A 10,474-nucleotide genomic window follows, 5' to 3' on the forward strand; every position below is an offset into this window, starting at 1 on the left:
TCACAAGAAAATCGCAAAAAAGGCACTTCCTCCACTTGGCTTTAGACAGTGGAGGAAGTGCCAACGGCGAATTGATTCGCCGTGATGATATAATCAAGGTGCGAGTAAGAATAACCATCTGCACGAAGAAGTATTTTGAGCAGGAGAAACCCCTGATTTATCTCGTCTCGGCTTTGACCGTAGCCTGGGTAAACAAGCAAAGGCAAAATACAGAGTGTATACCGCCAAAATTCGATGGACTCAGAAAGCCAAAAAAATATAAAATTTTGCGCAATTGCAACACTTATCCGTAGGTAGTTGTTTTGAGCGTGTAGGGGGATAATTGACTATTCCTTTTAAGCAAGTCTTAAAGAATCTGCGTGTCTTCAGACAGCAGAGTGTCAAGTATTGCTCATATACCAGTTATGCACTGGAAATAGGTGAAGCAAGAAGTAAACAATCAATCTGCTTAGGTAGGTTTAGATAGGTGTTATAGAAAGGTTTAACATTAATTTCCACACTGCTAGTGAGTCTATCACGTATTTTAGTGACTAATAAGACAGAATTTTTGGTATTGAGTACTATATTCTTAAGAAGAAATTTAGCTGTTTCCGGCAGAACCCCCATAAATCAGGCGAAGTCGAGAGTGGAATGAACAACAAACCGGGTAGTGATAATGGGAGGCTTAGACTGTATGCTGGCCCACCTATGGGAGTATGTAAGGTGTGCCGGTCAATCAAATTCCATCGTGGCGATTTAAATCCCAAAAGTAGAAATTAACATAAACCGACCATCAACCCTAAAGTAAAACCTGATAAGTGTTAAAGGAATTATGTAGTTTCTGATGTGGGCAATGTCGTAATTAGTGAAACTGAATACTGCCATATTGAAGTTAAAACTGAGGAATGAAGAACTATGGCTCAAATTCCATTATCTAGTAGGGATTCCTACGGTGGGCTGATTGCAAAGCAAGCACTTGGCGAACGCGATGGCGATCCGCGCAATGTCCAAGGGAATGGTCAATTTTCTGCTGAGGCGGAAATTTGGTATAGCCTAAAATGTGCGATCTCCACTAGTTCAGGTTTTAAAAGCTGGCGACTAGAACACTATCCCCAATTGCAGGGACTTCATCTCGAAAAACAAGTAAGGAGATATTTACGAGAAACTTTAGAAACCTTAGCTTATTAAAAATCAAGGAAATTTTCTACAGGTCGGATCAAACATTCTGAAGGTGATTTGCCAATTTGATGGCGCTCTTGCCGAAAGTGGCTTACGCAAAATGGATGTATTTTTGATCCCCAGATTATCCTTGCTGCCCAGATGAAGCTGTGGTGGGGGATCCTCCAGGACTAGTTCAGCTTTTAGCCAGCAAATTCAAAGGGCCAGACTAACTAAAAGTGAATAATTTGCAGATTTTTGCCACAAGACTAGTCCAAAAATCAATCACATTAATTTAACATTAATTTACCTAATAACCCCTTCGCCGACGTTGCTCCCAGCGCCAAAGGAGGATCATGAGGGCAAAAATTCCCATCTGCAGGGCTAAATTAGGTGCTGCTGTGTCAATATTCCTGCCGGCAAGGACTTGAAAAAAGAATATAAACGCGCCAATTAAAGCAGATGCAGCAAAACCTAGATACAGAAATTGGCGTAAACCCCTATAGGGGGCTGCCATTTCAGCTTTGAGACGGGCATATTGCTCTGGGTTGATGGGATTTTGAGGATTTGGTTTGATCATGAGTAAATAATGCTATAATACTACACTGTATACGCCGATGTGGCTCAGTGGTAGAGCAGCTGATTCGTAATCAGCAGGCCACGGGTTCAAATCCCGTCATCGGCTTGGCTCACGTTAATTAACAATACTTTACACTCCTTAGCTATATCAAGCTCAGTTAGCAACTTGCTTGGCACTGAGAGCCTCTGCAGCAGATATCCCCTCGGACAGATTGCCAAAATATGCCAAAGCTGCGGCAGCTTCAGCCCGAGACACTGGTTTTTGAGGTTGGAACAAGGTTGTATAGCCAAACACCCGACGAATATTCGATTTTTCGCCATTTTGGAAATCAGCCAGTACGGCGCGTAAAGCCTTGGGGTCAATTTTTCCCGCATCTTGAAAACCCCACGTTTGATTCACTGCTTCTAAACTAGCGTCCGGTAAGGCTTGACGAATATCTAGGGGGATTTTCCACAAAATCAACTGTTCTCGTGTTAGTGGTGCATCAGGACGAAACAAAACAGCACTGGAATTACCAGACAAGGGACTAGGGATTAAACCGGTTTCAGCTAACCCTTGAACGACTGGAAAATCAGGATCAGTGGGCGCTATATCAGTAAAAGTGGATTGAGTGTTTTGGGATGCCAAGCGAATCTGTTTAGCAGGATTATTAAAATACACAGTATTGTTGGCAGCAACTAGCCAGCGGGCATATTCTCGGCGAGTAATATGTTTACTGGGTTCAAATGATTTACTGATGACATCATTAGAGCGAGTCTTGACTTCTTGAGACTGTAAAGACAAAACTCCCAAAGATGCTAAGTCTTGAATGAATTGACGTAGTTCTACCGGTGCTTGGTTGAGATCATGGAATTGCTGAGAGCTTGCTGTAGCCATTTGGCTAACAGATGTCTTACCCGGCTGCGTGGATAGATTATCAGATACCGCCGGACTAATAAAAGTAGAATTATTAGCTTGCAGATCGTCAGTCTTTGCAGTTTCTATACCTTTATTAACTATGTACTCAATAACTAATGCTGTAGCTGTTTGTGGTTGATCAGGTTTGGGTTGAGTAACTGATTGTGGCTGAATAGATACCTTAACCTGGACACCTTGACGGTGTGCTTCAAAGGTATCTTCTAAATTATCTGTGGGCTGTTGTAAAATCTGCCAGTTGTTTTTCTGAAACTGGTCACTATAAAAGCTAGCAATAAAATTGCTGGGGTCAGAACTTATCCAGCGAGTGACTATGCTGTTTTTTTCAGATCTAGCCGGTGTGACTGACTCTAATTTAGCATTAGGATACAAAGGGATATCTGGGGGAAAATCAGATGGTAAGTCAACCTTGGGTTGCTTTTGGTTCTGCCTGGCTTTCGCCTGATTTATCTGAGATTCACCAAATATTCCGGGGTGATCTTTTAATCTAGGATCAGCAGCCAAAGACTGTTCTAGGGTTTTGGCGGTGGGACTGTTAGCACAAGCTGTTAAAGAAGTGAATAGAATAGCCAAGCTCAATAATACAGCTGGAGGTTTAGACAAAAACACGGGAAACTACAAATGGGGTTTCAATTCCTACACTAGCGCAGACTGTCACGACTAGGAGGGAAAATGACTCCGAGGATTGAAAATATTCTTGCACCAACTGAAGTGCTAAACTAAGGTTAAATTTATTCTTAGCATCCCTCAAGCAGGGGAAAAGATAACACCCAGTCTTAGATTGTAATCTATCCGGAATGGAGCCGAAAAACTTTCGTTACTGTTGCTTAAATGTCAGCGCATAAATTTGGTTCTCTTGTACAGTCAGGTAAGTCGTTCCCAGCTATGGATCATGTACCAGTCCTAATACGCATCAGTGTAGATTAGAGTCTCGCACTGGGAACGGTTTGAATGATTCCTGACTAGAAGGGCATAAATAGCCATAAATTTGATTTACGGCTACAGTCCATTAGTCAGGTAAGATACCGGGGTTTATCTGTCAATCTATCTGGAAATTACACAGAGTTTTGAGATTATTTTTCATGAAGATTGGGATAACTTTTTAGGGTCTTTACTTGAATTGTTAATTGTATCTCTACTAAAGTTCCTCAGACTCACCTAAAAATCTGGAATTGCCTTACTGCTTCAGTTTAAAAGAAACCACGCTTATTTAAAATGTAGAGAAATTCCATGGAAAGTATCTACAGGATTGAACCGAGACATTCTGTGAGCTAGCTTGAAACCATGAGGGTTATAGGCGTGGTTGTTGCCTAGGATCTATTGTAAATCAATGAATTGCCCTTGTTAAGGTATTTTTTAGCCATATTTCTGCTAAAGTTTAAGTAAGTTTTGGTAAGTTTGTTTGAGGAGATTTTCACTTAAGGTCGTTAACCGTTTATCATCTCATTTTGATATTGGCACTCGACTATTAGTCTTGTAAGTTCTTACTCAAGAGGAGCAATCAAATGTATCTGACACTAGATAGGAGTATGAAAAACCTAAGATAGATATTAAGAAAACAATCAACGATTATCGACAACCGTCAATCCATTCTCATTTCTGTTAAGCGAAGCATCGCCGGGTTGTTACCAGTGCTGAAACACGATTACATGCAAGTTTCCCAGGATCAGCCTATTTATTCTGAGGCTCCACTCCAACTGTTACTATTTGTCGATGGACGACCAAAGTCTCGACAACAAGTGCAGCGTATCCGTGCTTACTTAAAAGAATTACGAAAAGAGTATAATTTTGAACTTCAAATCATAGATGTTGGGGAACAACCCTATTTAGCAGAACATTTTAAATTAGTTGCTACACCCGCTCTGGTAAAAATTCAGCCAGAACCGCGACAAGTTATAGCTGGAAGTAATATAATCGCCCAATTGAAGGACTGGTGGCCTCGCTGGCAGGTGTCCGCCGATACTTACTTAAAAGTACAACAAGACTTACCAGAACAAATAGATGATAATAGTGGGGTATCATCACCGCAATCAACAATTCATTCTGTGGCTTTTTCTGCAGAACTCATTAAACTTTCAGACGAAGTTTTTCGGTTAAAACAGGAAAAAGAGAAACTGCAAGAGCAGCTATTATTTAAAGATAGAGTCATAGCTATGCTGGCTCACGACATCCGCAATCCTCTCACTGCTGCGGCTATCGCCATAGAAACTCTACAATCTAATTACAACGTAGATATTGGTGCATTTAATAAGCGGCTTAAACCAGCTATGGCAGCACATTTATTAAAACAAGCTCGGAATCAAACTAAGACTATTGACAGAATGATTGCTGATCTGTTGCAGGTAGGGCGTAGTTACGATACAAGCATACCTATCATACCACAAAAAATGGAAATTGGCGAGATATGTTTCGATGTGTTGGCAGAATTGCGCGATCGCTACATTGCCAAATCCCAACAAATAGAAACTGATATTCCCCAGGACTTACCAAAAATATATGCAGATCCAGAACGTGTGCGCCAAGTGCTAATTAATTTGTTAGATAATGCTATCAAATACACACCAGAAGGTGGTAAAATTACTATCGCAGGATTACACCGTACCACCCAAAAAGTTCAAATAACTATTGGTGATACCGGACCGGGAATTCCCCTAGAAAACCGCACACGCATTTTTGAACATCACTATCGATTACAACGTGATCAAGCTATTGATGGCTACGGCATTGGTCTGTGTTTATGTCAACGCATCATACAGTCCCATTATGGACAAATTTGGGTGGATTCTGCCCCCAATGGCGGCGCTTGGTTCCATTTTACATTACCAGTATACCCATCTTAGTTAGCCACTGGTGACTGGGCAAGAGTTATCATGGATGACGAATAACCGCGGCCTTTTACCAAAAATAGCGATAAAACTTAATTTAATCATTTGGGCTAAAAACCACAATTTATTAGTTAGTCAGATTTTTCAAATGCCAGACTCATTAATGTATCAGCAAGACCACTTTGTGGTTTTAGAAACAGACCAACCGGAACAATTTCTCACAGCAGAGGAATTATTAGAAAAGCTTGAGCTTGTGTTACAAACAATGACTGGAGAGGAATTACCCACAGACTTACAAAGGTTTGATTCCGTCAGTGCTCAAGCTCAATATTTAATTGATACAAGTTGTGAATTAGATGTTGGCCCGGGAAAATATTTACAGTGGTATGCAATACGATTAGAGAAGTAGCTTTACATTGACACTCTCCGCGGGTATGACCGGATTATAGGTAGAGATATTATTTATCAAGGATACTGAAAATTGTTAATTCAATCATATCTTCACCTACTTGTGTAATTTTAATATCTACTCCAGGTCCAAAATACCGGGTCATTTTTTCCTGTTTTTCCTGCCAAACATCAAATGAAATAAACGGGGAATAAAATTCTAAAATCAAGGCATAAGCCCCATTAATTTCCGTTTCTCGTAAACCTGTGACCACGGGACGGTCTTCATCTGTAGGACTCAGACCTAGATAAGAGAGAGCCTCATCTAAATGGGCCTCTTGACCATAACAGTATCGAGTGATGTCCTTCCGAATTTTATTTTGAGTAATAGTTGCTTGCTGCTCCCGTAAGCGTAATACATCTGGCGTTGTATCTTGGCTAAAGGGTATAGGCAGAATCTCATTGGCTTTGAGTGCCAATCCTCCCAAGAAAAGAGGAAACCCATAGAAAAAACCGACAAGATTAAGTGTGGCATTGTCAGCAGCGTAGGCTACGAAACCAACAATGATTAATATACCACCAACGCTTAAACCGATAGTCCCCAAAGAAATTTTACGTAACATGAGCTTAGGATATTATAGATTTTTAACATCTCTGTTTTATTATCATCGGTTATTGGTCACAAGTGAACTACCGCCCACTAAGTTGAGGTCTTGACAATCATCACTGATATCTTTTGCGTCTAACCGTCCGCTATTGCTGATGATCTTCTAAATGCGGGACTAATCACCTGTCTACTCCATTTTGGGTTAAGTTTAAATCTGAGGGTATTGAAACATCAGAAAAAATTATGGACTTACAGACGATAAAAGAACGAATTGCCGTGGTTACTAACAAACGCGAGTACCTCCTAAGCCTTTTGGAGCAGCCAAACTTAGGAACTCTGAGAATTGATGTTAACCAGGCTTTGGAAGAAATGGATGATTTAATTGATGAATTTAAGCGGACTTTTCCGGAAACCGATAATAATTAGGCTAAACTGACTAGATCAAAACATAGACCAGCGTTAGTTAAACCGTGATTTAACGGATAAACTGGCGCTGTTTGCCTATAATCACAATCTTCTTGCTGTATTCTAGATATATATTTTACTAAGGGCCAGTTAGTTAGCAAACAACTTGATAAGATGATTTCTTCTAACTTATCGATTTCTGGCATGTTCTCCTAACTGCGTAACCAGAGCAATAAGTTTAGTAGTAGGAATATCCTTGGGAGAAACATAGTCAAAATTGGCTGTGGTCTTAGCATTGAATAGACTTGCATCTTCCACTGAAGAATAAGCCAGTATCTGAGTTTTAGGAGATATTGCTTTAAGATGACTACAAGCACGCCAACCATCCATAACTGGCATTTGTAAATCTAGAATAATTACATCAGGTTGGTAGCTTTTCAGCATTTCTATAGCTTCTTGACCATTGCAGGCTAACCCCACTACCTGGAAATTTTCCTGATTAGAAAAAGCTAATTTTAGACTTAACCGTGTAAGTTCGTGATCATCAACAATCAGAACACGCAATGTCACAGATTCACAAAAAAAAGTTAACATTTAAGGTAATGAAAAACACTTGCAACATTCCTTATAGTTTATGGTAAGACGCAAGAGAAATCACTCTATCTTATGGTTGAAGAAGATTTGTTGTCGATAGTAATTCATGAGTCTATTTATTCACAAATTAAGTTTCATACTTAGGAAATAAAGTTGACTATTTGTCTGTGTAATAGTAACTTTTTTTGGAATCAATCAGGTTTGACGCTATACTATTTGAACTTAATGCCATATTTAGCAAACTTGTTTGGGAACTGGTGGCTGGACAGTCATCACCAGGACGGCGTTGGATATAAGTACCATCAGATTGTAATTCCCAGGCTTGACGATTATCTGCTAACATAATTCCCAGAATTTCTTGCAAATCTTTAGCAATATCTGGATCTTTAATTGGAGTAATTACTTCAACTCGTCGATCTAAGTTGCGACGCATCCAATCAGCACTCCCAATGTAAATTTCCTCCTGTCCATTGTTATGAAAATAATAAATGCGAGAATGTTCTAAGAAGCGGCCGATAATGCTAATCACGCGAATATTTTCGCTGATGTTTTTTAGTCCTGGGCGCAAACAGCAAATACCGCGAATAATCAGATCAATTTCCACTCCAGCTCCAGAAGCCGCGTATAAAGTAGCGATAATCTGCGGATCTACAAGGGAGTTCATTTTGGCGACAATGCGCCCGGAAAAACCATTTTGAACATTTTCTATTTCCCGATGAATTAAGGCTAAAAAGCGATCGCGCATATTCACAGGTGCGACTAGTACTTCCCGGTAAGATTTTTGCCGAGAATAGCCTGTTAAAAAGTTAAATAAGTCTGTGATATCCGCGCCTAATTCTTCCCGACAGCTAAATAGTCCCAAATCGGTATACAAGCGGGCTGTTTTAGGATTATAGTTACCAGTACCTATATGTATATAGCGGCGCATCCGGTCTTTTTCTCGTCGTACGACCATCACCGTTTTGCAATGGGTTTTTAGCCCTACTAAACCGTAGACAACATGTACACCGACTCTTTCTAAACTCCTGGCCCAGTAGATATTATTTTCCTCATCAAACCGCGCTTTTAATTCCACTAGTACAGATACTTGCTTACCATTTTCTGCAGCTGCAATTAAGGCTTTTACTATGGGGGAGTCGCCAGAAGTGCGGTAAAGAGTCATCTTGATTGCTAGGACATTCGGGTCATAGGCTGCATGGGTAATAAAGTTAACTACTGTTGAGGAAAAGGATTGATATGGATGGTGTACCAACAAGTCTTTTTCCCGAATCACCGCAAAAAAGTCTTGACCTTCTTCTAGTTCCAAGGCCTCTGAGTTTAAACTGGGTTCTTTTAACCTTTGGAGGCGTGAAGGTACTACAGACTGACGTGGGGGTTCTTTAAGTTCGGCTAATGGTAAAGCCATAAAATACATTAAATCCCGGAGTCCTAAAAGACCATCAACCTCATAAAGATCATTTTCGGTTAACTCCAAATCTTGCAGCAACCGAGAACGTATTGGCTCGGGAGTGTGGGATTTAATTTCTAGTCTGACAGTCGTCCCCCCCATGCGCCGTTTGCGTAGTTCCTGTTCAATGGCTAATAGTAGGTCATCGGCTTCATCCTCTTCTAAAGCCAAATCAGCATCGCGGGTAATACGGAAGGGGTGGTATTCTTGTATATTCATGCCTGGAAATAGAAATTCCAGGTTATGGGCGATCGCCTGTTCTAGGGGTACACCGGTCCAGTGAGCAGTTTCTCCAGTTTCAGAAATCCCTAACTCTGGTGGTATTGGCAAAAATCGCGGTAAGACACTGGGGACTTTTACCCGGGCAAAAAATTCTTCCTCACTGTCCGGATTTTGGACTACAACCGCTAAATTTAGGCTGAGATTAGAAATAAAAGGGAAAGGATGGCTAGGGTCAACAGCTAAGGGAGTGAGAACCGGAAAGATTTGTTCTTCAAAGTAGTTATCTAAGTAAGTCCGTTGTTTTTGATTTAAGTTGATGTAGTCTAGTATGTGAATACCGTGACTAGCTAGCAAAGGTTGTAGAACCTGTTGAAATTGTTGGTGCTGTCTTGTCACCTCGGGAGTGAGAGTTGAGCGAATATCGTCTAGTTGTTGTTGCGGTGTGCGACCATCGGGAGTTAACTGAGAAACTTTTGCTTCTACCTGTTGCTTTAAAGCTGCAACCCGCACCATGAAGAATTCATCTAAGTTGGCGCTGAAGATGGCCAAAAATTTTAATCGTTCTAGAAGCAGTGTCCGGGGGTCACAGGCTTCGTGCAGTACACGACTGTTAAATTCTAACCAGCTTAACTCACGGTTAATGTAATATTGTGGATCGTTTAAATCAATCGGATGAGCGCTCTTTTTTGATTTCGGCATAACGATCTCAGTTTAGGTAGATTAAGCTCTACATCTAGGGACAATAAATATATTAGATTAATTAGGGCATAAGTGAAACTATCTAGTTAGGAATAATTTAAGATTCAAATAGGGGAACTACAGACTTTCTTTGTTTTGCCAAATGTTTCAAGCTACTCGCCGCCGTCTGGCACTCTGGTACACTGCCGTCACTGCCGTATTATTGTTACTATTTGCCAGTGGTGTATATTTATATTTCCGCAATACATTAATTGAGCGCATTGATGATACCCTCAATCACGTGGTGGAAATTGTCGAGCGATCGCTTGTGATTTCAACGGTGAATGGGGAACCTCGACAATTTCAGATTAATGTAGAAGCAAGTTTTCGCGATAATGCTATGACGGTGGAAGATGACCACATTGACCTAGAGTGGTTTGGTCCCACCGGTCAATTAATCTGGTCAACCCTATCATCACCCCTAAACATTCCCATTCATGGTAACCATCTTGGTGAAACCGTCCGGGTAATTAAACAGGATCAGGACTTACGCAACTGGCACAAATAGGGAGCGGAGGGAGCCGCGCCACGGGACAATTTCAATTAAACCAAGCACATAGGAATACTTGGGCGTTTGAGTTGCTGTATTAAATAATTAGACAGCAAATTATGCTTGA

Annotated in this window: 11 protein-coding genes, 1 tRNA gene and 1 pseudogene; 7 read left to right on the top strand and 6 right to left on the bottom strand. The window is 40.7% G+C overall.

Annotation, left to right across the window (positions count from 1 at the left end):
• Window positions 1-293 (top strand): hypothetical protein (locus NWP22_RS01840; RefSeq protein WP_280801457.1); only part of this gene is annotated, 293 nt, incomplete at its 5' end.
• A 601-nt stretch (window positions 294-894) separates the two neighbouring features.
• Window positions 895-1,167: a hypothetical protein gene (locus NWP22_RS01845; protein WP_271733719.1), complete on the top strand. Its 273-nt coding sequence runs from the start codon at window positions 895-897 to the stop codon at window positions 1,165-1,167.
• Window positions 1,168-1,447: 280 nt separating this feature from the next.
• On the opposite strand, the gene NWP22_RS01850 is transcribed toward NWP22_RS01845, so the two are convergent.
• Entirely contained in the window at window positions 1,448-1,717 is a 270-nt protein-coding gene (locus NWP22_RS01850; RefSeq protein ID WP_271733675.1) for a DUF3493 domain-containing protein, read from the bottom strand.
• 33 nt (window positions 1,718-1,750) lie between these two features.
• Between NWP22_RS01850 and NWP22_RS01855 the strand changes: the two genes are divergently transcribed.
• Window positions 1,751-1,822 (top strand) — tRNA-Thr (locus NWP22_RS01855).
• A gap of 48 nt (window positions 1,823-1,870) precedes the next feature.
• Here the strand turns inward: NWP22_RS01855 and NWP22_RS01860 are convergent.
• Complete coding sequence (locus NWP22_RS01860) at window positions 1,871-3,241, bottom strand: S-layer homology domain-containing protein (RefSeq protein WP_271733676.1); 1,371 nt, start codon at window positions 3,239-3,241, stop codon at window positions 1,871-1,873.
• 1,022 nt (window positions 3,242-4,263) lie between these two features.
• On the opposite strand from NWP22_RS01860, the gene NWP22_RS01865 reads away from it, so the two are divergent.
• Both NWP22_RS01865 and NWP22_RS01870 read left to right on the top strand, forming a co-directional pair.
• Window positions 4,264-5,472: a histidine kinase gene (locus NWP22_RS01865; protein ID WP_271733677.1), complete on the top strand. Its 1,209-nt coding sequence runs from the start codon at window positions 4,264-4,266 to the stop codon at window positions 5,470-5,472.
• 133 nt (window positions 5,473-5,605) lie between these two features.
• Window positions 5,606-5,866: a CRR7 family NDH-1 assembly protein gene (locus NWP22_RS01870; RefSeq protein WP_271733718.1), complete on the top strand. Its 261-nt coding sequence runs from the start codon at window positions 5,606-5,608 to the stop codon at window positions 5,864-5,866.
• Window positions 5,867-5,915: 49 nt separating this feature from the next.
• Here NWP22_RS01870 and NWP22_RS01875 read toward each other — a convergent pair whose 3' ends face one another.
• A complete protein-coding gene (locus NWP22_RS01875; protein ID WP_271733678.1) occupies window positions 5,916-6,467 on the bottom strand; it encodes a DUF2854 domain-containing protein in 552 nt (183 codons plus the stop codon).
• Window positions 6,468-6,694: 227 nt separating this feature from the next.
• Here NWP22_RS01875 and NWP22_RS01880 point away from each other — a divergent pair, with 227 nt between their 5' ends.
• Window positions 6,695-6,877, top strand: a complete 183-nt coding sequence (locus NWP22_RS01880) for a hypothetical protein (RefSeq protein WP_271733679.1) — start codon at window positions 6,695-6,697, stop codon at window positions 6,875-6,877.
• On the opposite strand, the gene NWP22_RS01885 is transcribed toward NWP22_RS01880, so the two are convergent.
• The 3 genes from NWP22_RS01885 to ppk1 all read right to left on the bottom strand — a co-directional run bounded on the left by NWP22_RS01885 (window position 6,874) and on the right by ppk1 (window position 9,818).
• Window positions 6,874-7,062, bottom strand: coding sequence for a hypothetical protein (locus tag NWP22_RS01885; protein ID WP_271733680.1), 189 nt, complete (start codon window positions 7,060-7,062; stop codon window positions 6,874-6,876). The two genes, NWP22_RS01880 and NWP22_RS01885, sit on opposite strands and share 4 nt — an antisense overlap.
• Window positions 7,046-7,450 carry a response regulator gene (locus tag NWP22_RS01890; RefSeq protein WP_271733682.1) on the bottom strand — a complete coding sequence of 135 codons (405 nt, stop codon included), beginning with the start codon at window positions 7,448-7,450 and terminating at the stop codon, window positions 7,046-7,048. Before NWP22_RS01890 ends, NWP22_RS01885 begins: the two co-directional genes overlap by 17 nt.
• A gap of 157 nt (window positions 7,451-7,607) precedes the next feature.
• Window positions 7,608-9,818 (bottom strand): polyphosphate kinase 1, encoded by a 2,211-nt coding sequence (gene ppk1, locus NWP22_RS01895; protein ID WP_271733683.1) that lies wholly within the window; start codon window positions 9,816-9,818, stop codon window positions 7,608-7,610.
• Between the two features lie 142 nt (window positions 9,819-9,960).
• On the opposite strand from ppk1, the pseudogene NWP22_RS01900 reads away from it, so the two are divergent.
• Window positions 9,961-10,341, top strand: a pseudogene (locus NWP22_RS01900) (sensor histidine kinase); the annotation flags it as partial.
• Between the last annotated feature and the right edge of the window lie 133 nt (window positions 10,342-10,474).

Origin of the sequence: Anabaenopsis tanganyikae CS-531 (assembly GCF_029891675.1) — a bacterium.
Lineage (GTDB): Bacteria > Cyanobacteriota > Cyanobacteriia > Cyanobacteriales > Nostocaceae > Anabaenopsis > Anabaenopsis arnoldii.

What these genes read in the sequence shown, in the direction of transcription:
- NWP22_RS01845 (WP_271733719.1), top strand. Translation starts at nt 895, where the DNA reads ATGGCTCAAATTCCATTATCTAGTAGGGATTCCTACGGTGGGCTGATT.
- NWP22_RS01850 (WP_271733675.1), bottom strand. Translation starts at nt 1,717, where the DNA reads ATGATCAAACCAAATCCTCAAAATCCCATCAACCCAGAGCAATATGCC.
- NWP22_RS01870 (WP_271733718.1), top strand. Translation starts at nt 5,606, where the DNA reads ATGCCAGACTCATTAATGTATCAGCAAGACCACTTTGTGGTTTTAGAA.
- NWP22_RS01875 (WP_271733678.1), bottom strand. Translation starts at nt 6,467, where the DNA reads ATGTTACGTAAAATTTCTTTGGGGACTATCGGTTTAAGCGTTGGTGGT.
- NWP22_RS01880 (WP_271733679.1), top strand. Translation starts at nt 6,695, where the DNA reads ATGGACTTACAGACGATAAAAGAACGAATTGCCGTGGTTACTAACAAA.
- NWP22_RS01885 (WP_271733680.1), bottom strand. Translation starts at nt 7,062, where the DNA reads ATGCCAGAAATCGATAAGTTAGAAGAAATCATCTTATCAAGTTGTTTG.
- NWP22_RS01890 (WP_271733682.1), bottom strand. Translation starts at nt 7,450, where the DNA reads ATGTTAACTTTTTTTTGTGAATCTGTGACATTGCGTGTTCTGATTGTT.
- ppk1 (WP_271733683.1), bottom strand. Translation starts at nt 9,818, where the DNA reads ATGCCGAAATCAAAAAAGAGCGCTCATCCGATTGATTTAAACGATCCA.